Annotated in this window: 22 protein-coding genes, 2 tRNA genes and 1 rRNA gene; 14 read left to right on the top strand and 11 right to left on the bottom strand. The window is 57.4% G+C overall.

What is annotated here, in order from left to right; genetic code table 11:
• The first annotated feature begins 71 nt into the window (after positions 1-71).
• The 3 genes from CIK76_RS18640 (at position 72) to CIK76_RS18625 (ending at position 3,304) form a co-directional block, all read left to right on the top strand.
• Positions 72-1,034 carry a hypothetical protein gene (locus CIK76_RS18640; protein WP_096289247.1) on the top strand — a complete coding sequence of 321 codons (963 nt, stop codon included), beginning with the start codon at positions 72-74 and terminating at the stop codon, positions 1,032-1,034.
• A 45-nt stretch (positions 1,035-1,079) separates the two neighbouring features.
• Complete coding sequence (gene istB, locus CIK76_RS18635) at positions 1,080-1,817, top strand: IS21-like element helper ATPase IstB (protein ID WP_275542578.1); 738 nt, start codon at positions 1,080-1,082, stop codon at positions 1,815-1,817.
• A gap of 1,067 nt (positions 1,818-2,884) precedes the next feature.
• Complete coding sequence (locus tag CIK76_RS18625) at positions 2,885-3,304, top strand: hypothetical protein (RefSeq protein WP_176484317.1); 420 nt, start codon at positions 2,885-2,887, stop codon at positions 3,302-3,304.
• Between the two features lie 51 nt (positions 3,305-3,355).
• Here the strand turns inward: CIK76_RS18625 and CIK76_RS19215 are convergent, their stop codons facing one another.
• Both CIK76_RS19215 and CIK76_RS18615 read right to left on the bottom strand, forming a co-directional pair.
• On the bottom strand, positions 3,356-3,841 hold the full coding sequence (locus CIK76_RS19215) for a hypothetical protein (protein WP_141393629.1): 486 nt from the start codon (positions 3,839-3,841) through the stop codon (positions 3,356-3,358).
• A gap of 96 nt (positions 3,842-3,937) precedes the next feature.
• The gene (locus CIK76_RS18615) at positions 3,938-4,579 is read right to left on the bottom strand and encodes a hypothetical protein (protein ID WP_141393628.1); all 642 of its coding nucleotides are present in this window, start codon (positions 4,577-4,579) and stop codon (positions 3,938-3,940) included.
• A gap of 781 nt (positions 4,580-5,360) precedes the next feature.
• Between CIK76_RS18615 and rrf the strand changes: the two genes are divergently transcribed.
• Positions 5,361-5,477: ribosomal RNA gene (gene rrf / locus CIK76_RS18610) — 5S ribosomal RNA — on the top strand.
• Between the two features lie 138 nt (positions 5,478-5,615).
• Here rrf and ugpC read toward each other — a convergent pair.
• The 3 genes from ugpC to CIK76_RS18595 all read right to left on the bottom strand — a co-directional run bounded on the left by ugpC (position 5,616) and on the right by CIK76_RS18595 (position 9,027).
• Positions 5,616-6,680: a sn-glycerol-3-phosphate ABC transporter ATP-binding protein UgpC gene (gene ugpC, locus CIK76_RS18605; protein ID WP_096289235.1), complete on the bottom strand. Its 1,065-nt coding sequence runs from the start codon at positions 6,678-6,680 to the stop codon at positions 5,616-5,618.
• A 65-nt stretch (positions 6,681-6,745) separates the two neighbouring features.
• Positions 6,746-7,528, bottom strand: coding sequence for a trehalose-phosphatase (otsB, locus tag CIK76_RS18600; protein ID WP_176484316.1), 783 nt, complete (start codon positions 7,526-7,528; stop codon positions 6,746-6,748).
• A 29-nt stretch (positions 7,529-7,557) separates the two neighbouring features.
• Positions 7,558-9,027, bottom strand: coding sequence for a trehalose-6-phosphate synthase (locus CIK76_RS18595; protein ID WP_096289231.1), 1,470 nt, complete (start codon positions 9,025-9,027; stop codon positions 7,558-7,560).
• A 399-nt stretch (positions 9,028-9,426) separates the two neighbouring features.
• Between CIK76_RS18595 and CIK76_RS18590 the strand changes: the two genes are divergently transcribed.
• The 5 genes from CIK76_RS18590 to CIK76_RS18570 all read left to right on the top strand — a co-directional run bounded on the left by CIK76_RS18590 (position 9,427) and on the right by CIK76_RS18570 (position 14,422).
• Complete coding sequence (locus CIK76_RS18590) at positions 9,427-10,293, top strand: thioredoxin domain-containing protein (RefSeq protein ID WP_096289229.1); 867 nt, start codon at positions 9,427-9,429, stop codon at positions 10,291-10,293.
• Between the two features lie 161 nt (positions 10,294-10,454).
• Positions 10,455-10,528, top strand: a tRNA-Thr gene (locus tag CIK76_RS18585).
• A 226-nt stretch (positions 10,529-10,754) separates the two neighbouring features.
• Positions 10,755-11,687, top strand: a complete 933-nt coding sequence (locus CIK76_RS18580; protein ID WP_096289227.1) for a DUF808 domain-containing protein — start codon at positions 10,755-10,757, stop codon at positions 11,685-11,687.
• 153 nt (positions 11,688-11,840) lie between these two features.
• The gene (locus CIK76_RS18575; RefSeq protein ID WP_176484315.1) at positions 11,841-13,493 is read left to right on the top strand and encodes an N-6 DNA methylase; all 1,653 of its coding nucleotides are present in this window, start codon (positions 11,841-11,843) and stop codon (positions 13,491-13,493) included.
• Positions 13,494-13,495: 2 nt separating this feature from the next.
• Positions 13,496-14,422 (top strand): hypothetical protein, encoded by a 927-nt coding sequence (locus CIK76_RS18570; protein ID WP_096289223.1) that lies wholly within the window; start codon positions 13,496-13,498, stop codon positions 14,420-14,422.
• Position 14,423: 1 nt separating this feature from the next.
• On the opposite strand, the gene CIK76_RS19210 is transcribed toward CIK76_RS18570, so the two are convergent.
• A complete protein-coding gene (locus tag CIK76_RS19210; protein WP_141393627.1) occupies positions 14,424-14,990 on the bottom strand; it encodes a GNAT family N-acetyltransferase in 567 nt (188 codons plus the stop codon).
• A gap of 403 nt (positions 14,991-15,393) precedes the next feature.
• On the opposite strand from CIK76_RS19210, the gene CIK76_RS18565 reads away from it, so the two are divergent.
• Positions 15,394-15,470, top strand: a tRNA-Val gene (locus CIK76_RS18565).
• A gap of 75 nt (positions 15,471-15,545) precedes the next feature.
• Here the strand turns inward: CIK76_RS18565 and CIK76_RS18560 are convergent.
• Positions 15,546-16,601: an LLM class flavin-dependent oxidoreductase gene (locus CIK76_RS18560; RefSeq protein ID WP_255248546.1), complete on the bottom strand. Its 1,056-nt coding sequence runs from the start codon at positions 16,599-16,601 to the stop codon at positions 15,546-15,548.
• A gap of 198 nt (positions 16,602-16,799) precedes the next feature.
• Between CIK76_RS18560 and CIK76_RS18555 the strand changes: the two genes are divergently transcribed.
• Positions 16,800-18,470, top strand: a complete 1,671-nt coding sequence (locus CIK76_RS18555) for a threonine/serine exporter family protein (protein ID WP_255248545.1) — start codon at positions 16,800-16,802, stop codon at positions 18,468-18,470.
• On the opposite strand, the gene CIK76_RS18550 is transcribed toward CIK76_RS18555, so the two are convergent.
• Entirely contained in the window at positions 18,467-19,240 is a 774-nt protein-coding gene (locus CIK76_RS18550) for a uracil-DNA glycosylase (protein WP_255248544.1), read from the bottom strand. The genes CIK76_RS18555 and CIK76_RS18550 overlap by 4 nt on opposite strands.
• 154 nt (positions 19,241-19,394) lie before the next feature.
• Between CIK76_RS18550 and CIK76_RS18545 the strand changes: the two genes are divergently transcribed.
• The 3 genes from CIK76_RS18545 to groL all read left to right on the top strand — a co-directional run bounded on the left by CIK76_RS18545 (position 19,395) and on the right by groL (position 22,260).
• Positions 19,395-19,685 (top strand): DUF3263 domain-containing protein, encoded by a 291-nt coding sequence (locus CIK76_RS18545; RefSeq protein ID WP_096256066.1) that lies wholly within the window; start codon positions 19,395-19,397, stop codon positions 19,683-19,685.
• 45 nt (positions 19,686-19,730) lie between these two features.
• The gene (locus CIK76_RS18540; protein WP_096289219.1) at positions 19,731-20,333 is read left to right on the top strand and encodes a LytR C-terminal domain-containing protein; all 603 of its coding nucleotides are present in this window, start codon (positions 19,731-19,733) and stop codon (positions 20,331-20,333) included.
• 289 nt (positions 20,334-20,622) lie between these two features.
• Positions 20,623-22,260: a chaperonin GroEL gene (groL, locus tag CIK76_RS18535; RefSeq protein WP_096289217.1), complete on the top strand. Its 1,638-nt coding sequence runs from the start codon at positions 20,623-20,625 to the stop codon at positions 22,258-22,260.
• A 115-nt stretch (positions 22,261-22,375) separates the two neighbouring features.
• On the opposite strand, the gene CIK76_RS18530 is transcribed toward groL, so the two are convergent.
• The 3 genes from CIK76_RS18530 to CIK76_RS18520 form a co-directional block, all read right to left on the bottom strand.
• Positions 22,376-23,266 (bottom strand): DUF4031 domain-containing protein, encoded by an 891-nt coding sequence (locus CIK76_RS18530; RefSeq protein WP_096289215.1) that lies wholly within the window; start codon positions 23,264-23,266, stop codon positions 22,376-22,378.
• A gap of 34 nt (positions 23,267-23,300) precedes the next feature.
• A complete protein-coding gene (locus CIK76_RS18525) occupies positions 23,301-23,591 on the bottom strand; it encodes a WXG100 family type VII secretion target (protein WP_096289213.1) in 291 nt (96 codons plus the stop codon).
• 109 nt (positions 23,592-23,700) lie between these two features.
• Complete coding sequence (locus CIK76_RS18520) at positions 23,701-25,233, bottom strand: HAMP domain-containing sensor histidine kinase (protein ID WP_096289211.1); 1,533 nt, start codon at positions 25,231-25,233, stop codon at positions 23,701-23,703.
• Between the last annotated feature and the right edge of the window lie 6 nt (positions 25,234-25,239).

Below are 25,239 nucleotides of genomic sequence, written 5' to 3'. Positions count from 1 at the left end.
GCCGATGTCCAGAACCCTGATTCGCGGCCATTGACCAGAGCTTCCGGATCATTGGCGGCGCTCCGACGTACGTGCTGACCGATAATGAAAAGACGGTCACCACCATGCATATCGCCGGGATCCCGGTACGCAACCAGCAAACCGTTACCTTCGCCAAGTACTACTCGGTGAGCCTGTTGACGTGCGAACCGGCAGATCCAGCCAGCAAAGGCGGGGTGGAGAACGCGGTGAAAGTCGCCAAAGCCGACCTGGTTCCCAAGGACACGAACCTGCGCGCAGAATATGACTGCTTCGCGCAGCTCGAACAGGCCTGTGATGAGTTCATGGCGATGATCAATGACCGCGTGCACCGCACCACCAAGCGTCAGCCAGCGGTGATGCTCGCCGAGGAACGCGCGCAGTTGCACACGCTGCCGGCACAGCCTTTCACCATTGCGTTCGGAGTGAGCCGTATGGTTCCGGCAAAGTCGCCGATGATTTCTTATGAAAACGTCCAGTACTCAGTTCCATACCGGTTGCTCGGCGAACAGGTGTGGGTGCGCACCCGCGGGATGGGTGCGAGCGCCGAAGTGATTATCGTGCACCTTGGTGCAGATGGGCCGACCGAAGTTGCTCGGCATGCTCAAGGAAGCCCGGGAGTGATGCAAGTGAACGGGTCGCACTTCCCTGACCGCGAAGAGAAAGTCCCAGGCGTGAAGCGTCCCAAGGCCCGAAGCCAGGCTGAGAAGGAATTCCTCGCCTTGGGCGAAGGCGCCCATCAGTGGTTGATGGCCGCCGCTGCCGCCGGTGCTGAACGGGTGAATTTGAAGATGGCTGAAGCAGTGACGTTGGCCAAACTCCAAGGATCAGCCCCGGTGGACCGCGCGCTGGGTTTGGCTGCGGCGAATGGGAGGTTCGGGCACAGGGATCTGCTTTCCATTCTTGAATCAGCTGCACCCGGGCAGCTGCGCCGTCAAGCTCCCGAACAGCAGTCGTTGAGCCAGGGAGCCTCGCCGTGGGCTGACTACGGCTCCTTATTGAAGGAGGCGAACTAGCTGATGATTGCCACGAATGCCGGTGCACCGCCGTTGGCTGAAGAGTTGGAACAGCTGATGCGGCAGTTGAAGATGCCTCACGCCAGAGCTTTAGCGCCAGAGCTGCTGGCCACGGCGAAGTCGCAGCGGTGGGACCCGGCGGAGGTGCTCAAATCCTTGTTGGAGGAAGAAATCAGTGGCCGGGCACGCTCGATGCTCGCTACCCGACGCAAAGCCGCAGGCTTCCCTACGGGGAAGAGCTTCGGGTCGTGGGATCCGTCGCTTTCGACGGTCCCGTTGCCGACGCAGCAGGCGTTGCGCACGTTGGAATGGGTGCACCGCAAGGAGAATCTGGTGGTTTGCGGTCCGTCGGGCACGGGCAAGACGTTTTTTCTTGAGGCTCTGGGACAGCAGGCTGTTGAGGAAGGTCGGCAGGTCGCGTGGTTCACGTTGGAGCAGCTGGGCGGGATTGTTCGTTCGCATCGGGTTGATGACAGCGTGAACAAGGCGATCGCGAAGGTTCTGCGTGCTGACTTGATCATTATTGATGATATCGGCTTGCTGGCGGTGCCTGATGATGCGGCTGAAGCGCTTTATCGGGTGGTTGATGCCGCGTATGAGAAGCGTTCCATTGCGTTGTCTTCGAATCTGCATCCGGCGGGGTTTGACGCGTTGATGCCCAAGACGTTGGCTACTGCCATGGTGGACAGGTTGTTGCACCATGCTCATATTTGCCAGACCAGTGGTGAATCGGTGAGGCTTACGCAGGCCATGGCGGGTCAAGGGGTGAGTGCGTTGAGCTAGCTTTTTCTTGGACGGTGGTGAGCGCTATTTCTGGAATTGATCAGTGGGCAGGAATAGTGGCCGCCAGTGGGCATTTTAGTTGGCCATGCATGGGCATTTTTGCTGGCCGCCGGTGGGCAGAAAGTATTGGCCGTTGACAATCATCCAGATGATGTCTGGACAATTGGCCAGGAGCCACCGTGCCTCTTTTCTCCACAAGCTCAGCGATCAAGGACTACGCGAACATCATACGATTATCTGCTACTGGAACGTCTGCGTCCTGTAATTAGTACGTCGTTTGAATCATGTTTGCATGATGCCTCTTTTGTTCTAAAAATCAGGCTCTTGGAACACCTCCAGTAGTCACCCTCGACCGGTCCATGGTCGTCTGTTTGATGAGGATTTGCCGCGATTCCCGGGATTACAGCGCCTTTTTCTGATCAGGATGCTCTTAGTTGGGCCAACTCTGATGGATGACATGCTTTCCTGCATTGGCGGCTGCGGGTTTCTTGCCCCGCTAAGGGCATCAGTCTGGTTCCATCTGAAATAAATGGTGAATCGGCTGGTTTAACGGCTGGCCGATGCTCTCAGCGAGGAGGCCACAGCTGCCACACTGATGTCGAATATCAGCCCGAAAAACGTTGCGAGTAAAGTACTTCAAGACCTTAGCTATGTAGTCGATGGCTTGTGCCCTCGGACGAGGCTAGTTTAGTAAGTCGGGCGCATCGGGCGCATCGGGCGGAGCGTCTACATGCAAATAATTTGTAGCTAGAAATTCTATCTAGTGAGATATACAATGTAGATATGGGAATCAGACAATGGAGGAATGACTTTGCGAGAAGCGCGCTCCCTTATGCAGCGCTAGCCGTAATCTCTAACGAAGATATACATGGCTACGAATTAATAGTGCGGCTCAAGGAGTATGGGTTTGGGCATGTCAAAGGTGGAGTAATGTATCCGATCCTTCGTCGCTTTGAAGATGATGGGCTTCTTGAACATTACTGGGATACGACGTCACATGGTCCGGCAAAAAAGATGCTTCGGCTAACAGATGAAGGTCGGAATGAGTTGTCAGGCGCGGAGAATGCTTGGCAAGACATATCGCGGAGTTTATCGATGATCAGCAAAAGGGGAAAATGATGCTTGACTATGAAACGCGTTTGAAAGCAGCTTTGCGATCTTTGGGTGCTTCTCCGGAAGTGGTCCAGGATGCGCTTTTGAGTCTGCAAAGTTATGGCTCGAAGGAGGACCAGCTCGTTGAAGAATTCGGAGAGCCGGAGGAATACGCCAATGCTTTGATGCCTGATGCAAAAGTTCGTTCCAAGGCTGGTTTCATTATTTCCGGGGTCGTGTTGGCTGTCCTGATATGGCTAGTCCTTCGTCTGGCCAAGGAAGCTGAGTGGATGGCGTTTGAGCCGTATTGGAACTTTAGTTTGCTATTTAGTCTCGGGGCTGTGGTCCTCGGTATTGGTATTGAGTTCATCAGATATTTACGCTCAGGCAAGTAACAAAGGCTCGACTTCCTGATTTTCTAGGAAGTCGAGCCTTTTGTTTGATGGCTAAAAACCAAATACCCAAAGCAATGCATCATAGAGAGCGTTGCCGCTCAATCCACCTGTCGTCACGTAAAGGACGTTTTTTACGTTCGCTGGTACCGAAGTATTCCACCAGTTAACGAATACCGTGCGTCCCTTATTCAGTTGGGACCTGATGGCGTTGTACCATTTGACGTTGGTTCGTTTGAGTACTTGCATGCCTGCTTTGACGGCTAGGCGTATCGCGATTGGTACGGCTGCTGGAGCAGCGACGTTGGTCTGGGTGGATGCGTTTCCGGCGACGCTTTTGCGTTCGGTCGAAGTGAGCTTGCCGGTTGATGCGGTTCCCGACAATGTGGTGCTTTGGGTCGAGGAAACGCTTGTCAGGGTAGTTGCGGATGTGGCGGGTGCGGTTACTGCTGGTGCTGCTGCGTGTGCTCCGGCTGCACCACCCAAAGTCATTGCACTGACGATCGAAATTGACACCAGCGATTTAGTCATCTTTTTCATTGATGGTTCTCCCTATCTAACTTTGACATAAACGGATCTGATTTGTTTCACCTATGGTGCAAGCCTTTTGGTCTTCAACTTGTAGCTGGAGAGCGCTTAGTTGAACCCGAGCACCCATAAAAGAGCGTCGTAGAGTGCATTGATTCCGACCCCGCCCGTGGCGCCGTAGACGATCGTTTTGATTGGACCTGGAACTGTCGTGTTCCACCAGTTTGCGAAGGCGGTCCGCCCTTTGCCGAGTTGGGCTTTGATGGCGTTGTACCATTTGACGTTGGTTCGTTTGAGTACTTGCATGCCTGCTTTGACGGCTAGGCGTATCGCGATTGGTACGGCTGCTGGAGCAGCGACGTTGGTCTGGGTGGATGCGTTTCCGGCGACGCTTTTGCGTTCGGTCGAAGTGAGCTTGCCGGTTGATGCGGTTCCCGACAATGTGGTGCTTTGGGTCGAGGAAACGCTTGTCAGGGTAGTTGCGGATGTGGCGGGTGCGGTTACTGCTGGTGCTGCTGCGTGTGCTCCGGCTGCACCACCCAACGTCATTGCTGCAACGATTGAGATGGATGTTGCGGATTTCAGGAGAGTCTTCTTGATCATGTTTACTCCGCCGATGGGCGGATTCGTTCCGCTTCTCAGAACGATTGATATATGAATCTTTACACGCCTTAAGAGTAAAGTCACGAGTTTTATATAAAAATTTTGGAAAACGATGGTTTGCGATGTCTGGCCATCTTCTTGTTTCAAATACGTTCATATTCGCGTGTAAGTTTGGCCATGAGAATTTTATAGACCGTTTGACTAAGGTGAAGATATTCATTTAGTCGAGAGAACGTATCCCTGGGCTGTAAGTGTCTTTTTCTCGAACGTGCTATGAAGAGTTAGTCGCCGAGGGTAGGTCGATTATGTCGCGGACGAACTCTTGCGTTTGCGGGTAAGTGAGTTCCTAAATATTCGTTGGCTCTGGTTCGACCAGCACGGATGGGTGTCCTGAGAATGGAGAGCTTTGGCATGTTGTTGCTACTTTTCAAAAATCCATAAAACGGGCGTCCGCTGGCGCGGCCGGCTGTTGCCCGGACTGCGTCCGGTCTTTTCCTGTTTTTTGCTGCTGTCCTTCGGCTCAATGATATTGAACTCACTGGCCAGAATTTAACTTCAATCAACGTACATACAACTCCGACAGACAGCTGCTCACGCCGGCCCTGAGCAATAAACTTTGCAATATAAGCCGTTCTGCCGCGGCGAATCCGAATCAATAAACTCGGCGTTGACGCAGCGCATATGGCAGCAATCGATACGCGCTCGGCGGTCTGCACGCATGTCCTGTACCGGCTCAGGAGTCGGAGGGCGGGCAGTGTCTATCAGCTGCACAGGCTGCAACCGAATTGTATTTAGTGTGGCGAAGGGCACCGTCGGATAGGAGCCTATCGATTGGCCCTTAGAAGCCTGGCCCTGTTATAGTTATTGAGTTATCGCAACTGCGAATGACACTGTAATTTTCCCACGGTTTGACCGTGAGGGTTAGAGTTACGGCGATCATAGCGTGGGGGAAACGCCCGGTCCCATACCGAACCCGGAAGCTAAGACCCACTGCGCCGATGGTACTGCACTCGGGAGGGTGTGGGAGAGTAGGTCATCGCCGGGCATATTTTGCCGAAGGTCCCGAGAAATATCTCGGGACCTTCGATGTTTAACCACCGTTCCACGTCCTCCCGTACGGACCGCAAAAGACCGGTTGTGAAACTCTAACGAGTCCTACAACCGGTCTTATTGCTTTCGGAGACTAATCAGCTAGACGCAGGCCCGAGGCGGTGTCGAAGAGGTGCACGTGCTGCCCTAGCGGCAGGATATGCAGTTTCTGGCCGCGGGCAGGCGGGGTGCGGCCGTTGACTCGGACCACGATGGTTTGGCTCTTGCCGCCTAGCTGGGCCGTGCCATAGACATAAGCATCTGCACCCAACTCCTCGACCACATCCACCATCAGCTCTGCACCCTCGCCTGGGGTGGCGAGAGTCAGATCCTCCGGTCGGATGCCCATGGTGGTTGCACCCTGCGCGCCAGGAGCGGGCAAGGAAGTGTTGCCAAAGGCGACCTGACCGTTAGAGGCTTCCAATTCAATGAGATTCATTGCCGGAGATCCGATGAATCCGGCCACGAAAACATTGCGTGGGCGGTCGTAGAGGTCACGGGGAGTGCCAACCTGTTGGATTTCGCCGTCCTTGAGCACCGCCACGCGGTCACCCATGGTCAACGCTTCCACCTGGTCGTGGGTGACATACACGGTGGTGACACCGAGTCGGCGGGTCAGCGATGCGATCTGTGTGCGGGTCTGCACGCGAAGTTTGGCGTCCAAGTTCGACAGCGGCTCGTCCATCAGGAAGACCTGAGGCGAGCGAACGATTGCTCGTCCCATGGCGACGCGCTGGCGCTGGCCGCCGGAGAGCGCCTTCGGCTTGCGGCTTAGATAATTTTCTAGATCCAGCAGCTTTGCAGCTTCGAGGACGCGCTTATTGCGTTCTTCCTTATCGACGCCGGCGATCTTCAGGGCGAAGCCCATGTTTTCAGCGACCGTCATGTGCGGGTAAAGAGCATAGTTCTGGAAGACCATGGCGATATCGCGGTCTTTTGGCGGAACGTTAGTCACGTCCTTATCGCCAATGAGAATTCGCCCGGAGTCGACTTCCTCGAGACCAGCTAGCATGCGCAAGGTAGTCGATTTGCCGCAGCCCGATGGGCCAACTAGAACAAGGAATTCCCCGTCTTCAATCTGCAAATCAATTGCGTCGACTGAAGGCACAAGTGCGCCCGGGTAAATTCGGGTGGCCTTTTCAAAGGTCACAGTTGCCATGATGACAATCCTTTCACGGGCAGGTACGTGCCCGACGATCCGTAGTGAAAGTGATATGGGACACCTTAGTCTCGCATAGAAAGCAGCAATTCCAAAAGTTCGGACAGTATCTCCGGCCCAGAAATGCGGTGCGCGGCCAGTGTAGGGCCTGGACCTACCTTGATTCCGAGGTCCTCACGGGTGAGGATCCGGAAGCCATCCTCGTCGGTGACGTCATCTCCGACGAAGAGCAGCGCATCAACATCGAGAACCTGGCGCAACCATTGCAAAGCCTGTCCCTTGTCGCCTGCATGGACCGAGGCCTCTAGCACGGCCTTTCCTGCCATGAGGCGCACTTCCGGCAAGTGTGCGAGGGCGTGGTTCCCCTCGGCCAAGGCGGCCTCGGCAATGCCAGGACTTTGGGCTTGGCGTACGTGCAGGACGGTAGCCGAGGGTTTGTGCTCCAGATTGACTCCCTCATGCCGCTGCGCGACTTCGCTCAATCGGGCGGTGATTTCCGTGAGGTTCTCCCGCTGGGCATCGGTGAGTTCCCGTTGTTCTGGCGCATCCGGGGTTACGGACGGAACGCGCCGTTCGGCTCCGTGGGAACCGATCAAGTTATCCGGTCTGGGGGCCGGATACACCGCCGTGAGCGATTCAAGGTTCCGGCCGGAGACCACCGCCGTGTGCACGCCGGATTGTCGCGCAAGTTCGTCAAAGGCTTGTGCGGCCCGCGTGGAAGGCCTGGCGTCTTGGGGGCGGTCCACGAGCGGCGAGAGCGTACCGTCGAAGTCCAAAGCAACCAGGATTCGCCGGTGCCCGGCGAAGGTGGAGAGATCGGCGCGTAATTCGGGCGCGAGATTCGGCACTGTCGTTCCGTTCAGACTAGGCGATGTTATTAATGGCTGGCTACGGCGTTGATTTGGTTCGCTCGCGAATTGATTTCGGCGAGTTCTTCCAAGAAGCGAGCGGACCAACGGGTCACGTCATGTTCCAGCAGATGGCGATTCATTCGACGCATGCGTCGTGCCTGTTCGGATTGGTCCATGTTGACCGCCTCGACGATCCTTGCCTTCATGCCATCGATGTCATGAGGGTTGACCAGCACCGCCTGGGTCAACTGATCGGCCGCACCGGTATATTCGGAAAGCACAAGGACTCCACGACCATCCTGATGGGATGCCACGAACTCCTTGGCCACTAGGTTCATCCCATCGCGCAGGGCTGTCACCAGTAGCACATCGGCGGCTAGGTATAGGGCGATCATCTCGCGCAGCGGATAGGAGTGGTGTAAGTAGCGAAGCGTGGTGTGGCTCAGCGTGTCGTGTTGGCCGGTGATCTGGCCGACCATCAGTTCCACCTGATCGCGCAGCTCCATATAGGAATCTACGTTTTCACGGCTTGGGCTGGCTACCTGGATCAGACAGACATCTCCGGCGCGAAGTGCCTGATCGTTGAGCAGCTCGCCATAGGCTTTCAGCCGGTGCCTGATGCCCTTGGTGTAGTCCAGCCGGTCCACGCCAAGCATGATTGTCTTCGGATTGCCCAATTCCAAACGAATCTGTGCAGCGCGGGCAATGATCTGCGGATCACGCGACAGCTTGGCGATTTCTTCGGTGTCGATTGAGATCGGATGGGCCACAGCGCGGCACAGATTCTGAATCTTATGCGTCGACGACGGGGTAGCTTCGTGCCCCTTGGTCGAATAGTCGGTGAACCGTCGCAGGCAGCGTAGAAAATTGGACGCATCGGTCTCGCGCTGGAAGCCGACTAGATCGGCTCCGGCCAGACCTTCCAGGATTTGGGTGCGCCAAGGCAGCTGAGAAAACAGGCTGGCGGCGGGGAAAGGGATGTGCAGGAAGAAGCCGATCTTCAGATCGGGGCGTGCCATCCGCAGCATCTGTGGAACCAGCTGCAGCTGGTAGTCGTGGACCCACACGGTGGCATTGTGCGCGGCGGTTCGCACCACCGCGTCAGCGAAACGTTGGTTGACCTTCTTGTAACGGTCCCACCAGGTGCGGTGGTACTCCGGAGGTATGATCACGTCGTGATAGAGCGGCCAGAGGGTGGAATTCGAAAATCCGCCGTAGTAGAGGCTTAGGTCCTGTTCACTGAGCGGGACCGGAACGAGGTGGATGCTGTCCTTGTCGAACTCTTCGAGCTCTTCGTCGATTCCGCCATGCCAGCCGACCCATGCGCCATCCGCGGCAGCCATGATCGGTTCGAGCGCGGTGACCAGACCGCCAGGAGAACGCTGGAACCCTTGGGTGCCATCCGGAAGCGTGATCCGATCCACCGGCAACCGGTTAGCCACCACTACAAAGTCATGGGAATTGCTTTCCGCTACGCCTGCTAGTTCATTACCCACCGTAAACCTCCTGGCCACGTACTTACTGCGAGAAGAAAACCTCGCAGCTTTGTCGGTTGTAAGTGAATGACCTCTTTGTCAGCTCAACTTCACTGTCATCCCGGATTCCGGATGCTAGCCGGAAGCGGAAGGAAACTGTGTTCCATCACTCAATGTACGTGAGAAGCGGCGCGGATGGGCTTTTAACGCCGAATGAGGCCCAAAGATGAACTTATCCGGCATGACTTGGTTGAAGTCTCAAATAACCCCAAAATGGGGCTTTGCATCATGTTGGCGAATGTTATGCGCAACCTGTGAAGGTTGGGGAATCTGGCAATTACGGGGGAGGGCGGCCATTCCATTGGCTAAGCTTGGAAGCAGATTACAGTATTTCCGTTGAGCCAAGGAACATTCGAACTTATGTCTACAAACAACTCGCGTCCGTCCAAAGCGGAGCGCAACGCTAGCGCCCGTGAAAAGGCCGCGCAGCTGCAGGCTGCTCAGGCCTCGGCCCAGAAACGCAAGTCGCTCTTCGTCAAGCTTGGCGTGCTGGCTGCTGTCGTTTTGGTCGTGGTCCTGGTGGTTGTGCTCATCGTGCAGAATAACAACGCCAAGGTTCCGGACGCCGGAGCCGCGCCTCAGGGCGGCAACGCCGCTGGCGGTATTCTGTTGACGTCGCCGACCACCGTTGCAAATACCTCGGGTGTGAAGATCGACAACACCAAACTTGTCGCTCCCGATTCGAAGCCGGCGACTCCCGAACCACGCGATCTGACCGTGGGCGCCAAGGGCGAGCCGATCAACGTGACCTTGTTTGTTGATGCGAACTGCGTCCACTGTGCTGAATTTGAAAGCAAGTATGGGCCGCAGATGAAGCAGTGGTTGGCGGACGGCAAGATCTCCTTGGAATACCGCAACGTCGGCTTCCTCGATGGAAACTCGCCAACGAACTTCTCCTCGCGTGGGGCCAACGCGCTGGCCTGTGTAGCTGACCAGAGCCCAGCAGCCTACTTGGACTTTGCCAGCGCTCTGTGGGGGCACTACGATCAGGGCGAAATGAAGAATGCTGAGATCTCCGAAATGGCGATTGCCGCCGGCGCTTCAGACTCGGTGAAGTCCTGCATCGACAAGGGAACCTACCGTCCGTTCGTGGAAACTGCAACACTAGCTGCCGGCTACGACGGTGTTTTGGGCACTCCGAGCATCTTCATCCAGGGCGAGGTTATGGACCTTGCCAATCAGGACTTTGTCGAAGCAGTTGAGGCGGCCATCAAGGCCAACGCCTAGACTGCCTAAAGCTGCGTGAACTGTGGTCGATAATTTTCTGCCGCTCTGACACGATTCCCGTGGGGAGTGCATCGCTAGCGGTGCGCTCCCCACGGGTGGTTAACGCCGCCAAAGTCTCGATTCGCAGTCGGGCGCAGTCTTCGGATATTCTTATGCAGTACGCCTCCTTAGCTCAGCTGGCCAGAGCAACGCTCTTGTAAAGCGTAGGTCATCGGTTCGAATCCGATAGGGGGCTCGGATGGCCCTCGCCGATGTTCAAGCTTGAACATCGGCGAGGGTCTTTTATTTCCCAACCGCATCTGCGGATCGACCGTGGCTTGCCCCGAAAAATTCGCATTCTTTTGGTGTCTCACAGTTTCTGGGCAACTCAGGGCGCTAAACTTCAGGTGTATTTCCTTGTCGATTCTGGCGCCTGTACGGTGGCACCAAAACGACCGAACAATATCTCAAGGAGTTTTGGCATGGCCGGTGGACTCGTGGCTCTTCTGGATGACGTCGCAGCCCTCGTAAAGGTCACGGCGGCGTCACTCGACGACATCGCTATGGGAGCTGCGAAGGCAAGCACCAAGTCGCTTGGAGTCGTCATCGACGATGCGGCTGTCACCCCGCAATACGTGGCCGGGCTATCGCCCAAGCGGGAGCTTCCGATCATTTGGAAGATCGCCGTTGGGTCAATCCGGAACAAGATGCTGTTCATCCTTCCGGTGGCTCTGATCCTTTCGCAGTTCGCTCCGTGGGCGCTCACCCCGATCCTGATGCTCGGAGGTGCCTATCTTGTTTTTGAAGGGGCCGAAAAGCTGCTTGAAGCGATGGGCGTGGTCAAGCACCACACACCGGGCGGCAAGGAGGGAGTGCGCGACGAAAAAGCGATCATCGGCGCGGCGGTGCGGACAGACCTCGTGCTCTCAGCGGAGATCATGGTCATCTCGCTGAACGAAGTGTCCCACGAACCATTCTTGAATCGCGCGCTAATCCTGATTGTGATCGCTATCCTGATGACCGTGGTGGTCTATGGTGCGGTGGGGCTGATCGTGAAGATGGATGACATTGGACTGCACATGGCGCAGAAGGCATCCAAGCTGTCGCAGAAGGTTGGCCGTGGCCTGGTCAAGGCCATGCCGATCGTGATGTCGATCCTCGGCAAGGTAGGTGTGGTGGCGATGCTCTGGGTCGGCGGCCACCTAATTCTGGTCGGGATGGACGAGCTGGGCTGGCACGCCCCCTACGGTTTTGTGCATCATATGGAACTGCTGGTGCACGAGGCTACCGGTTCGGCCGGGGCGATCTTGGGCTGGGTGACGAATACCGCCTTTTCTTGCATCGCCGGATTCTTGATTGGTTGCGTGGTTGCCGCCGCTGTCGTGGGCATCAACAAGCTGCGTGCCAAGCACTAACGAGCTTTGCAGGCCGGCCACGTAGAATAGGCAGATAAGAAACTTGCCCCGCCGTAAAACCTGCCAGTCGCGAAGTCTGCCGGTGTTTCGCACGGTGTGCGGCGATCGTCTTGGCCCTGCCAAAACGTCTGGTGGCCATGGAAAGATCGATGTGTGTTGAAGAGCAAGATAAATATTGTAGGGAGCGCCGCTCGGCATGAGCGGGGCGCCTACTTCACCCCCGAGCCGGTAGCCCGGTTCATGACCGAGTGGGCGCTAGGCGAACAGGGTCGTCGTGTGCTTGAACCCTCATGTGGCGAAGCCCAATTCTTGGCGACCGCTGCCCAAGTCACCAACGATGGGCGCGGCGCCAGCGAATTATTCGGGGTGGAGCTTCACGAGCCTTCGGTGCTGGCGGCACGCGCAATCCTCGCGGAACAAGGCGCACAGGCTAGGATCCAGCACGCAAATTTCTTTGATATCCCAGGCACCGCGGATATGGATGCGGTGATTGGCAACCCCCCGTACGTGCGTTATCAGCTGCACCGCGGAGCCCAGCGCAAGATCTCGCGCGAAGCCGCACGGCGCTCCGGAGTCGAGCTGAACGAGCTTGCCTCCGTGTGGGCGGCCTTCGTCGTGCACGCCACCAGCTTCCTGAAGGTCGGCGGTCGTCTGGCCCTAGTGCTCCCGGCAGAGCTGATGTTCGTGAACTATGCGGGGCCCGTGCGTGCAATGCTGCTTGAACGTTTCGCCAAGGTGCATCTCGCGGTCTTCGAACAGCGGCTATTCGTCGACGCGCAGGAAGAAGTGGTGCTGTTGCTTGCGGAGGGTTATCAGACCGGTTCCAGCGACTCCTTCAGCCTGCACCAATTTCGTAATGCCAAGGATCTGATTGGACTCGGCGAGGGAGCAATCCACACTCCGAAGCGTCCAAGTGACCGTTGGACCGGGTCCTTGGTGACTTTTGAAGCTCAGGGGATACTCAACCAGGCGCATGCTACCGGCGGGTTTATTGATCTGCAGGGCTGGGGAGAGACCTCGCTGGGCGCGGTGACCGGCAACAATAAATGGTTTACGCTCAGCCCGGCGCGGGCCGAGGAATTAGGTTTGGACGCGAGCGACCTGGTGGAAATATCGCCTCCCGGTTCTAGGCATCTTCGCGGCTTGGAACTAGACGCTAAGCAATGGCAGCGACTCGGGGAGCACGGCTTGGCGACCTTGATGTTCCGGCCCCAGGGTGGCGCCTCCACCGCGGGAGAGCGCTTAATTGGCCGCGGCGAGCTGGAGTCGGTGGACCAAGCCTATAAGTGCCGGATGCGTACTCCCTGGTGGCGGGTCCCGTTGTTGTCGGTGCCTGATCTGTTCATGACCTATATGAATGCTGACACTCCCCGGCTGACGACTAACCATGCAGGTGTGCATCACATCAATTCAATCCATGGGGTATACCTCGGGGCCGATGTGCGTGAGCTGGGACGTGAGCTGCTGCCTCTGGCTTCGTTTAATACCTTGACTATGCTGGGTGCCGAAATGGTGGGACGCTCCTACGGGGGAGGCATCTTGAAGCTGGAACCCGGCGAGGCGGATAAGCTTCCAGTGCCCTCAACCCAGTTGGTCGCCGAGCATGCAATACCGCTGCGATCCATCAAAAACGAGGTCCGCGAACATCTGCTGCATGGCCGTAAGCAAGAAGCTACGGAGCTGGTAGACGAAATAGTGTTGGGAATGATGCTGGAGCTAGACGCTGCCGCGATCGGTGCGCTACGCGGCGCACGCCAAGACATGCTGGAACGACGCAAGTCCCGAGCTAAGGCAGTGGAGAACTAATCATGGGATCAGGCACAGTCGAGAAATCCCTGGCCTTCGCCGAATACGACGCGACGTTGATATCTGCGCTCAAAGATTCGCCGTGGATCCTTAACGGCGCCGTCACCGAGGAGTTCAACCCTTCTTTCGACGTCCTCGAGCGGTTGCTAAGCATTCCGGTGCGTTCTAAGGCCGCGACCCGTTCCGGTCGTTTTGCCCAGGGCGTCGACGCTTGGCTAGCCCATGAACTCCGCCGGGCGGGGTTCGACGCAGACCTCGTCTGGCCGCGCGCGGAAGCGCCACGGGTGTTGTCTTCGGACATCCTCGAATTGCTGCGCAAGCTCCCCGAACGGCTCTCCGACGAGCTGCATGAAGCAATCCTGGCCGGCAAGGCCGGAAGCACCGACGCCAGGATTCTGGGCCGCGCCTACATGAAGCAGACCGACGTGGTGATGACCCACTGGTCCACGGGACCGGAGTTGCTATTAAGCACCAAGGCAATGACTTCTTCCTTCGGCAAGAACCTGTCCAATCGGTACGAAGAAGCCTACGGGGACGCGGCCAACCTGCGTGCCCGCTACCCGCTGGCAGCCGTCGGCTTCTACTTCGTGCAACGCGCCACCATTTTAGAAACCGAACCGGCAGCTTTCCGACGTACCGTGGACATGATCCGCAAGCTGCGCGATTTCGGCGATGGCTTTGGCTATACAGCGACCGGACTTTTGCTTGTGGACTGGGATGACAGTGCCGAGCAGCCAGAGGTCAAGGCGGTGCACCACCCGGTGCCCGAAGATGTCGGCACCGCTCAGTTCCTAAATGCCATGGTTGACTCGGTGTTGAAAGTTACTCCGATCGACTTGCATGAGTCGGCGCGCGCTCGCCGAGCCGGTGAGGTCGTGCCAGTGCCAGGGCATGAGCTCGTCGATGAGCTACAAGAAGCGCTCTTTTAGCTCATCTGGTTGTGTGAACTTGTGGCGAATGCCAAGAGCTCGGCAAAGGTCGAACCGAGTGGCCAGCCAGTGTGCTGGAGGCGATGTCACGCTGCGGTGGGGGAGACAACCAATCCGATGCGAGAGCAGTGGCGCGATAAATGTACTTGGTCCGCCCGTCGGATTCGAAAGTTCGTTCGCGTTCCCATCGCTCGGAGCGTTCGTAGGCTGCCCAGGAGCTGGGATTTGCCGAATCGATGACGGTGATGGGTATGCAGCCTGCCTGCACCACATACTCCAGGCGTAGGTCTGTCACTTGCTGGCGTATGCCTTGGCGCCGATATTCCGGGCGGACCGCCATGCAACCTAATTCAAGCGCGCCCATGGCGCTAGTTGGAGCCAGCACCGCGTCGTGCACGACTCCGGCTGCGACCAGAACACCTGAGTCACGGACGCTGACCACACAACGTGCGCGGTCAATTTTTTGATTCCATCGATCATCAATTTCCGGATACAAAGTCGCCATCTCGGTGCGTGCGGCACCAGCAGGAGCTGTTGATGACAGGGCATAGCGAAGGGTAGGGCGCACTGGGAACCGTCCTAAATGCTAAGACGAACGAACTATCTGGCTATTGCTGTTGTGTGGGACGCAGAGCAATGGGTTTCGTTGGCCTTCAGGGGACCGCAGCCGGTGGCTTACGGCAACGTCCTTGCAGGGCCCAGTATGAGCTCGAGGAACTAAAAAAATTATGCATTCAATCTCTGCTCGTTAGCAAGAGAAAATAGGGGCAATAAAGTGAAATCTAGATAAACGAAAGGCACTATTATTTTAGGTCTGCCGTAGTCGGCTTTTCTCTTGAGCTCCTGCCCTAGGACGGTGGCGTGATGGGCGACGTAGCCGCTAGCTGTGGGGCAGCTGGCGCCGATTTTGCGGCCAAGGCAAAGACCGCTAAGATCGTTTAGGTGCTTGACCGGGAGGTTGACGCAAAGATGGATCTTTAGCTCAGTTGGTTAGAGCGTTCGCCTCACACGCGAAAGGTCGCTGGTTCGAGTCCAGTAAGATCCACCAAATAAAGAGAAAACCACCGNNNCGGTGGTTTTCTCTTTATTTAACTGCTTTTAGTGGATCGCGCGTAGCCGGTGGTTATTTGGCGAGTAACTCGTGAACCAGCGGTTTGACTTCGTTGCCAAGCAGCTCGATGCTCTCGAGCATGGTCTCGTGTGGCAAAGAGCCTGCCGAATATTTGATGTCTACTCGACTTAGTCCGAGGCTTCTGGTGACCTTCGCCATCTTGGTGGCGACGGTCTGCGGACTACCGGCCATCATGGAACCTTCAGGCCCCATAGCGGCCTCCAAGCGCATTTTGCTAACCGGCGGCCAACCGCGTTCGGCGCCCAAGCGATTCATGGTGCGCTGATAGTGCGGCCACAACAGTTCGAGAGCTTCCGCATCGGTCGGTGCAACCAATCCGTGGAAGTGCGCACCCACCTTTTGAGGTTGCTTGCCCAGCTCTTTCAACGCGCGGTGGTAAAGCTGAACTAGCTGCTCGAAGGCTGATGGCTGGCCGCCAATGATTGCGAGAAAGAGTGGAAGGCCGTGGCGAGCGGCGCGAAGTACCGACTGCGGGCTGCCGCCGACGCCCACCCAAGTGGTGAGCGCATCGTTTTCCAATAGCGGGTACAGCTGTTGGCTGTTCAAAGCGCCGCGGTGTTCTCCAGACCAGGTCACGGGCTCTCCGGATCGGACCTTAGCCAGGAGATCGAGTTTTTCTTCGAAGAGAGACTCATAGTCCTCGAGGTTGAGCCCAAACAACGGGAAGGACTCGATGAAGGATCCGCGTCCGGCGATAATTTCGGCACGTCCCTGCGCGATGGCATCGAGCGTTGCGAAGCGCTCGTACACCCGAACCGGGTCATCGCTGGAGAGCACCGTTACCGCGGTACCGAGGCGGATCTTGTCGGTGACTTGCGCCAGCGCCGCGAGAATTATTTCCGGCGACGATACAGCATAATCGTCTCGGTGATGTTCACCAACGCCGAAGAAATCAAGGCCAACTTCTTCGGCCTTCTGCCCTTCGACGATGACGTTGCGAATAACCTGAGCGTGCGATAACTGCTTGCCCTGCTGGTCTTCGGAGAGATCCCCGAAAGTTTCAACACCAATTTCAGGCCGGAGGCTTGTTTGACCGATGGAACTCACAATGATCCTCTTCTCTTAGATTTCCATGCAATTGCATCTAAATGGGTAACCAGTCCACCGATAAATTTATTTCCGACAGCAAAAATGCCAGATGTGTTCAGGGATACTCGGCCTATTTTGATTCCATTCTCCCGCTTTACTTGCCGTGGTTGTATCGTGAGGATGACGAATAGAACAAGAGCCTAGGGGGAGTGATTCGTGGCGCAGCAAGACCATGGTGAGAAGCACGCGGATTCGAAAAATCCAGGAGAAGATCCTTCGCCATTGGCCGGGTCGCTACCTCGTATTTCGACGAGTGAAATCAACATGGGGCACCTTCCCGAGACGGCGTCTTTTGAGACGACCATGGCCTCCGAGCTACCGCTAAATACCGCGGTAAGTGCGAGCGTTGCGTCAGCGGACGTGGCGGATATCGAGTCGCGTACCGGCCAGGTCTACACCTCTGATGACGGCATTACACTGATGCCTACACGGGCCAACCCGGTGGCTCGCCGTTTGCTGGCAAAAATGTGGATCTCGGATACGCCGCCGACTGAGGCGCTGAAGGTCGTTGACCGATTGCGCGGCACCCCCTACGCGAACCCTAGGGTCAACGTCGATCAAGATGCTTCGGCGCGGCGAACCATGGAGTTTGCGCTGGACCTTGGCGAAACGCTGATTCGCTATGGGGCTGGTGCTTTGGAAGTGGAAACCAGCATCATCGCGGTGACCGCAGCCCTAGGGCTTAGCCACCTAGACGTGGATATCACCAATCAATCGTTGCACCTGAACTACAGCCCGCCAGAAGCTGAGAGCTACTCTATCCTGCGCGTGGTGCGTTCGTACACTACGAACTACGCGGGCATGGTGATGGTGCACGAGCTGGTTTCGGACATCATCGCTGGTGGTGTTTCGCGGACCGAATCTGCCAAGCGGCTTAAAAGGATCACACGGAAGCCGAAGCCTTTCCCGCGTTGGTTCGTTGCGGTTGGCCAATCGGTTTTCGCCGCCGCCTTCGTCCTGTTCATCGGCGGTTCATGGCTCGGTGCACTCGTCGCGATGGCTTCGTCCTGGCTGATCTCGCAGATAGGCCGGTATGGATCCCGATGGCGGGTCCCAGAGTTCTTCACCGTGGCGACCTCGACTTTTACCGTCACCGGAATAGCCTTGCTTAGCCATCAGGTCCACGCACCATTGGATCCGGCGTTGGTAGTCTCTGGTGGCATCTTGCTTCTGCTGCCTTCTGGCAGATTTGTTTCGGCGCTGCAAGACGCAATCAATGGCTTTCCGGTCACCGCGGTCGGACGTCTATTTTCCGCTGGGTTGACCTATACGGCAATACTTTCCGGGATCTCCGCGGCGTTGGTGGTTTCATCCGTATTGGGCGGGGACAAGGTGGATGTCCATAAAATCGTCGCCACCGATTATCCGACATGGATGCTGATCGCCTTGGTAGCAGTCGCCATTCTGGCCGGTTCGGTCACCGAGCAGACCGCACAGCGCTTGTTGCTTCCTACCGCGTTGATCGCGGTCGGCGGCTATCTGGTGCTGCTCTTGGCGGAGCAGGTCGGGCTTGGCGCTCGGGCAACGCCAGCGGTGGTGTCCACGGCCATTGGCTTCGCTGCGCGCTTCCTGGCGGACAAGCTGAATTCACCTCAGCTCGTGATCGCAGCCCCCGCGGTCATGTTCATGCTGCCTGGCCTGATGATCTTCCGGGCCATGTACGGCATCGTTTTCGAGGTGGATGAAATGTTCGCCGGCCTGGTGGAAATGTTCAACGCGTTTGCAATCATGCTGTCCATCGCCGGTGGTGTGGTCTTCGGCGACACACTGTGCCGTCCGCTGACCTCCAACGCACGGCGCGAACGCCGACGCATCCGCCGCCGCTAGCCGGCCGGCAGTTTCCATTCAATAGGCGCCTGGCCGATTTCGGCCAGGCGCCTATTGATTTGCGAAAAATGCTTTGACCCAAAGAATCCACGTGAAGCGGACAACGGGGAAGGATGAGCGCTGCGAAGCTGGGGCATATTGTTCATCAGGGTACCAAGCTTCTGTGCGTGGGCACCCCACAGAACAGCCACCACCGGCACCTTGCGGGCATTGAGCGTAGCGATAATCGCTTCAACTACCGGTGCCCAGCCAAGCTTCTGGTGACTGCCGGCGTTAGACGCAGTCACAGAGAGAACCTGATTGAGCAGCATGACCCCTTGCTCATGCCAGGCGCCGAGGTCTGGATGCCCAGCTTCGGGCACGCCAAGATCTACGAACAGCTCCTTGTAAATGTTGCGCAAGCTACGCGGCAGGGGGCGCACGTTCTTCGCTGCGGCGAAGGCCAAGCCATTCGCCTGTCCGGGCGTCGGATAGGGGTCTTGACCCATGATCAGGACTTTGATCTCGGCTACGGGTAGCGATAGTGCGCGCAACATCACCTCTGGGGCCGGGAGTATCTGCTCGCCAGCCTGTGAGCGTGCCGCCAACTTACGTGCGATTTCCTGCAACACGCCATCGAGCGGTTCCAAAGTGGAAACCCAATCCGCGGCGATAAACCCGCGACTTGCCAGCGATTTTGCACCAAAGAAGAAGGGGAAGTCTTCGGTGGAATATGCCGGCGGCGCGGTAGGCTCGGGAGCGTCGAAAAGGGCGGGCTGCTCGTTGTTCATGGCAACCATTCTGCCGGTTTTCCGGCGCGGTTGTGCCGTGTTACACGGCACGGCGTTGGTTGATTGGTTAGAATATCGGTGGTGTGTCCACCACGCGTGGATAAATATGCATGAATAAACCCGACTTTTCGAAGTTCTAGGATGAGGTGAACGTATGGCTGGCAATGAGGTTTTAGTGGATTTCGTGATGAACCCCGATTCCGAGCTGGACGAGCGTTCGCAACAGATCTTGAACATGGAGAAGCTGTGGTGGAAGTATGCCGGAGCCAAGGAACAAGCTATTACCAAGCAGTTCTCTATCTCGCCGACAAACTACTATCAGCTACTCAACCAGCTGATCGACACGGATGCGGCGATGGCCTATGACCCAATGCTGGTAAAGCGGTTGCGTAGACTTCGATCTACTAAGCGTCGTGTGAGCGGTACCGTCGGCGGGGAACGCTAAGTTCATAGCCGGCCTCGGCCAGCCAGACCTCGAGCAAGGACAAGAATGACCAACTACCCACGTGACGAATTCGATCGCGTTCCGGAGTTTAGTACCCGCGTTGGGTCGCATCACGCCCACGGCTGGGCGCAGTCTGCCGCCGCCAAGGGCAAGGACAGCAAGCTTCGTTGGGTAGTTCTGTCCGCGATTGCGGTGTTGTTGATTGGTGGTGCCGGATTCTTCTTTGGTCCAGGCGTTGCCGATCGTCTAGCAGGGTCCGAACCGAGGCAAACCTCGGCACCGGCGGAGAGCGAAGGCTCTTCTGACCAAAGCGAAGCCGCATCCGAAAGCGCAACTCCGTCTAGCACCATCGATGACGCTGACGTGTTGTACGGACAACTCATCGGCGTGTACAACGGCGCAAGTATTGCAGGAGCTGCAGGGGCAGGCGAAGAATTGCTTGCCGAGGCTGATTTCACGAATATCGTGACGGATAATTGGACCCGAGACGCCGAGACCTCGACGGTGTATTACATGTCCGAGGCCTACCGGACCACCGCGGAAAAAGCCGCCGAAGTCTTGAACATCGATGAGGTTCTGCAGACCCGGAACATCCCCAACCGAGTTTCGGTCGTCCTTGGCGCTGACGATACGTTGAACTCGAAGTAATAATTAGCTTCGCTCACAGCCGATCAGCTTGCACTCGCCATGCGAGAGTGCCAATATTTGTATTAGCACTCATGCGTTACGACTGCTAATGCCGATCGGTTGTTCGTTTTAGAATCGAACCCTTTCGTCTCGGCGGTTGCTCAACGCACGGAGCGTGAAGAATACCTCAGATAGCGAGAGCTAATCCGAATTGTCGGCCCGATGCCGGCAACGGTGTGCTCGTCCGTCGCGGGCGCTGTCTGTCGGTTGCATTTTCGCAAAATCGTCCCCGAAAGGACCGAAAGCCACTATGGCCAAGATGATTGCATTTGACGAGGAAGCACGCCGCGGACTTGAGCGCGGCCTGAACATTCTGGCGGACGCCGTTAAGGTGACCTTGGGCCCACGCGGCCGCAACGTTGTTTTGGAGAAGAAGTGGGGCGCACCCACTATCACCAACGACGGTGTGTCCATCGCCAAGGAAATCGAGCTCGAGGATCCATACGAGAAGATCGGTGCCGAGCTCGTCAAGGAAGTTGCCAAGAAGACTGACGACGTCGCCGGTGACGGTACCACCACCGCTACCGTGCTCGCTCAGGCTCTGGTCAAGGAAGGCCTGCGCAACGTTGCTGCCGGCGCCGACCCAATCGCGCTACGCCGCGGCATCGACAAGGCTGTAGAAGCCGTCACCGCCGAGCTGTTCACCGCTGCTAAGAAGATCGAATCCAAGGAGCAGATCGCTGCTACCGCTTCGATCTCCGCTGGCGATCCAGAAATCGGCGCACTGATCGCCGAAGCACTGGACAAGGTTGGCGAGCAGGGCGTTATCACCGTAGAAGAGTCCAACACCTTCGGCCTTGAGCTGGAGCTGGCCGAGGGCATGCGCTTCGACAAGGGCTACATTTCCGCATACTTCGTCACCGACGCTGAGCGTCAGGAGACCGTGCTGGAAGACCCTTACATCCTGATCGTCAACTCGAAGATCTCCTCGGTCAAGGATATGGTTTCCTTGCTGGAGAAGGTCATGCAGTCGAACAAGTCGCTGCTGATCATCGCCGAAGACGTAGAGGGCGAAGCACTGGCCACCCTGATCCTGAACAAGATCCGTGGCCTGTTCAAGTCTGTAGCCGTCAAGGCTCCAGGCTTCGGCGATCGTCGCAAGGCAATGCTGACCGACATCGCACTGCTGACCGGTGGCCAGGTTGTTTCCGAGGAAATCGGCCTGTCGTTGGACACCGTTGGCCTCGAAGTTCTGGGTACCGCCCGCAAGGTCGTTATCACCAAGGACGAGACCACCATCGTTGAAGGCGGCGGCGACGCCGACGCTATCGAGGGCCGCAAGGCGCAGATCGCAGCCGAAATCAAGAACACCGATTCGGACTACGACCGCGAGAAGCTGCAGGAGCGCCACGCAAAGCTTTCCGGTGGTGTCGCTGTGCTGAAGGCCGGCGCCGCAACCGAGGTGGAGCTCAAGGAGCGCAAGCACCGCATCGAAGATGCTGTGCGTAACGCTAAGGCAGCTGTTGAAGAGGGCATCGTCGCCGGTGGTGGCGTGGCTCTGATTCAGGCAGGCGCCGCAGCATTCGCCAAGCTTGAGTTGGAAGGCGACGAAGCCACCGGCGCGAACATTGTTCGTGTTGGCATCGAAGCACCACTGAAGCAGATCGCACTGAACGCCGGCATGGAGCCAGGCGTAGTCGCCGACAAGGTCAAGGGCCTGCCAGCTGGCCACGGCCTGAACGCTGCCACCGGTCAGTACGTTGACCTGCTGGAAGCCGGCGTCAATGACCCAGTGAAGGTGACTCGTTCGGCCCTGCAGAACGCTGCATCTATCGCAGGTCTGTTCCTCACCACCGAGGCAGTCGTTGCAGATAAGCCAGCTCCTGCTGGCGCTGCCATGCCAGGTGGCGACGACATGGGTGGCATGGGCGGAATGGGCGGCTTCTAAGCTTCCGTACTTCCCAGGCACCTGTCTCGCAGGACAACCTGAACCCGAGGGCTTGCTTCACCACGAAGCAGGCCCTCGGGTCGTTAACCGGCAAGCAGAGTGCGTTTGAGCGTTCTCAGGCTTGCACGTGGAGTCGGTCAAGCTCGGCCTCAAGGTTCGCCCGTGCTTGTTTTTCCCAGCGTTCCTGAGCAGACGCGGTGCAATACAGCCGGTCTTTTCGCAGGAGCTCACGAAGAATGCTTGCTCGGCCTCGGGCAAAGTCTGCTGCCGGCACATGATCGTATTCGTCCCGGATAGCTTGGGCATAGCGTTGATAGGCCTTGGCTGGTCGTGCCAAAACCTCTAGGTCTGCGTCGCTGAGCAACGCTCCGAGCAGATCGCCTTCGGCAGGTCGATGCTCGATGGTCAGCAGAATCAATTGTTGAACCTTGGCAAGAGCCCTATCGGTAATCAGCCCATGCAAGCTGCGCGCTGCTAAGTTTGCAGAATCTTTTTCGTCCTCGGCGGTGCCATCGTAGACGGCATCATGAAACCAAGCAGCCAACTCCAATATTTGCCGATCCTGCGCCTCAACCTGTGTGCCGCAGAGCCAGTCCAATGACTCAAGGACCGCGAGCAGGTGTACTCGATCGTGATAGCGGCGGTGCTTCTGGCTCCAGCGAAGCAATAAATCCTCAGCCATGGCCCGTTGCCCGGGCAAGGTCCGCTCCCACCGTTTCAGCAATGCGGGATTGAGCCGTTCGGGGCGGAACCGGGCAGGGATCCGAAGTCCGGAATGGACTAAGGCGCGGACCAAGTCGCTACCAGAGACTTCCTGGGCTCCGGCCGCCACGAACTCTTCGTAGCGTTCCTGCGGCACATCATAGTGGTCCCTGTCGAAGGCTCTCTGCCGGATGCCCATGCGGCTGGCGAACTGGTGCAGCTCCAGCAGCGAGGTGTCGGAGACTAAATGGGAAAAGAGTGTCCCGTGAGCGGGCCAGCGTGGCGGGTCGATCAGTATGCTCATGATCTAAGCGTACCGAGGGACCCGCTCCAACGGCTCAGTAGCGGAACAGCGAGGTGTTGACCTGTTCGACTTCTTCATACTGCATGGACGCATGGTTTAGCGCCGTTGCGATGCTGCTCAAGGCCTCTTCGATGCGTACGTGAGTGCTGCGCCATTCGGCCACAATCGACTGGAAGGAAGCGGCGGCCGAACCCTGCCAGGTGCTTTGAAGCTGATCCAGATTCATCTGCATCGTGGAAACTTCGGAGCGCAACCTGTCGATGGTGTTCATGACCGCCTGCGACTTGACCTGCATTTCGCCGGTGTTGGTTGAAAAGGTACTCATGGGGTGATCCTGCCTTACGGGGAGATCCGATAGATGAGATCACCATAGGGCGGGCAGCACAAGCGCAGCGCGAAGCTCCCACATACTGTGGACAACATAAACGCGGGTTCTAGTCCTCGTCCTGCTGCTCGTGGTCACGCGGCTCCTGCATCGGCACATAGGGCAGGCAGATGGCCATGGTTGCGCCCCCGCCAGGAGTTTCGCTCAGCGCAACCGAACCGCCGTGCTGCTGGACGATCGCGGCGACGATCGCCAGCCCCAGGCCCGAGCCGCCGGTTTCGCGTTGACGCGAGCTATCGGTGCGGTAGAAGCGCTCGAAGATACGGTTTGCGTCATCCTCTGGAATGCCCGGTCCGTGATCTCGAATCTCGAGCACCGCATCCATGGCACCTGCCACGAGAGAACGAACTCCCACGGCGATCTCGATAGCTGAGTCTTCGGGGGTGTAGCGCAGTGCGTTGGTGATCAAATTGGCAATGACCTGGCGGATGCGCGCGTCATCGCCGACCGTGCTGGCTGGAGAAGGATACTTGGTGTCCAATCCGACCAAGGTAACTTTGCGTAGTGGCGCTCGGACCTTGGTGTCCTCGGCGGCGTCCTGTCCGAGTACCAGCAGGTCGACCGATTGCTTTTCGAGGGGGCGCTGCTCATCGAGCCGGGCCAGCATAAGCAGGTCTTCGACCAGGTGAGCCATGCGTTTGGATTCGGCTTCGATACGTCCCATAGCTGAATCCAGAGCTTCGGAGTCGGCAAGTCCCCCATGACGGTAGAACTCCGAATAGCCTTGGATGGTCACCAGGGGGGTGCGCAGCTCATGAGAGGCGTCTTGGATAAAGCGACGCATTTTGTTTTCCGAGGCCTCACGGTCGCGGAAGGCCCGCTCGATCTGTGCAAGCATTGCGTTCAAGGAGCGGGAGAGTCTGCCGACTTCGGTCTCCGGCGGATAATTGCGTACACGCTGGGACAGATCTCCCTCGGCAATCATGGCTGCGGTGCGTTCAACGCGGATCAGCGGAAGCAATGACCGGGAGGTTAATCCGTAGGCGATCATTGACATGAGCAAGGTCGCCAACAGGCCGGTAGATAAGACGAGGATAGCGGTCTTTTGAACCGTGTCATTAACGTTTTCCAACGGAAGCGCAATGAAAACATTCATCTCGCTGGTAGGCAGCGGAACGATCATGGCACGCCAGCCGGCCGAGCCGGAGTGGATGCCCGGAATGGTTACCGGTGCCCATGGTGTCTTAGCCAGCTCCGCCATTTGCGTTGGGGCGAGTAGAGGAGTGTCACTGGTGTTACCGGGGGTAACCCGGCTTCGAGGCATGATGTAGACGATCTTGCCGTTTATATCTCGAATGTCCGCATAGGAGCGGTTCAACCCCAGCAACGTTGAATCGATGCCAGCGTTTCTGCCAGATTGATCATTGTCCAAGGAATACTGGTAGGCCTTGTTCAGGCCAAAGCCCATGGTGGGGCCAGCAACGTTGAGCTGATCATCGATCTGGTTGGTCATCGAGATGCGAAGTGTGTGTGCGGAGCCGAACGCTGTGGCGCCGACGCCGCAGATCATCAGCGCGCACATCAGCATCACCAATTTGGTGCGCAACGAAGTGCGACGCCACAGCGTTCTAAATGCCTGCATGTAATG

This window comes from Glutamicibacter sp. BW80, assembly GCF_002332385.1.
Lineage (GTDB): Bacteria > Actinomycetota > Actinomycetes > Actinomycetales > Micrococcaceae > Glutamicibacter.
Note: the sequence above shows the minus strand (reverse complement) of the source record. Positions and strands in the feature narration are given on the sequence as shown.

What these genes read in the sequence shown, in the direction of transcription:
- CIK76_RS19215 (WP_141393629.1), bottom strand. Translation starts at nt 3,841, where the DNA reads ATGAAAAAGATGACTAAATCGCTGGTGTCAATTTCGATCGTCAGTGCA.
- ugpC (WP_096289235.1), bottom strand. Translation starts at nt 6,680, where the DNA reads ATGGCAACTGTGACCTTTGAAAAGGCCACCCGAATTTACCCGGGCGCA.
- CIK76_RS18590 (WP_096289229.1), top strand. Translation starts at nt 9,427, where the DNA reads ATGTCTACAAACAACTCGCGTCCGTCCAAAGCGGAGCGCAACGCTAGC.
- CIK76_RS18580 (WP_096289227.1), top strand. Translation starts at nt 10,755, where the DNA reads ATGGCCGGTGGACTCGTGGCTCTTCTGGATGACGTCGCAGCCCTCGTA.
- CIK76_RS18570 (WP_096289223.1), top strand. Translation starts at nt 13,496, where the DNA reads ATGGGATCAGGCACAGTCGAGAAATCCCTGGCCTTCGCCGAATACGAC.
- CIK76_RS18550 (WP_255248544.1), bottom strand. Translation starts at nt 19,240, where the DNA reads ATGAACAACGAGCAGCCCGCCCTTTTCGACGCTCCCGAGCCTACCGCG.
- CIK76_RS18545 (WP_096256066.1), top strand. Translation starts at nt 19,395, where the DNA reads ATGGCTGGCAATGAGGTTTTAGTGGATTTCGTGATGAACCCCGATTCC.
- CIK76_RS18540 (WP_096289219.1), top strand. Translation starts at nt 19,731, where the DNA reads ATGACCAACTACCCACGTGACGAATTCGATCGCGTTCCGGAGTTTAGT.
- groL (WP_096289217.1), top strand. Translation starts at nt 20,623, where the DNA reads ATGGCCAAGATGATTGCATTTGACGAGGAAGCACGCCGCGGACTTGAG.
- CIK76_RS18530 (WP_096289215.1), bottom strand. Translation starts at nt 23,266, where the DNA reads ATGAGCATACTGATCGACCCGCCACGCTGGCCCGCTCACGGGACACTC.
- CIK76_RS18525 (WP_096289213.1), bottom strand. Translation starts at nt 23,591, where the DNA reads ATGAGTACCTTTTCAACCAACACCGGCGAAATGCAGGTCAAGTCGCAG.
- CIK76_RS18520 (WP_096289211.1), bottom strand. Translation starts at nt 25,233, where the DNA reads ATGCAGGCATTTAGAACGCTGTGGCGTCGCACTTCGTTGCGCACCAAA.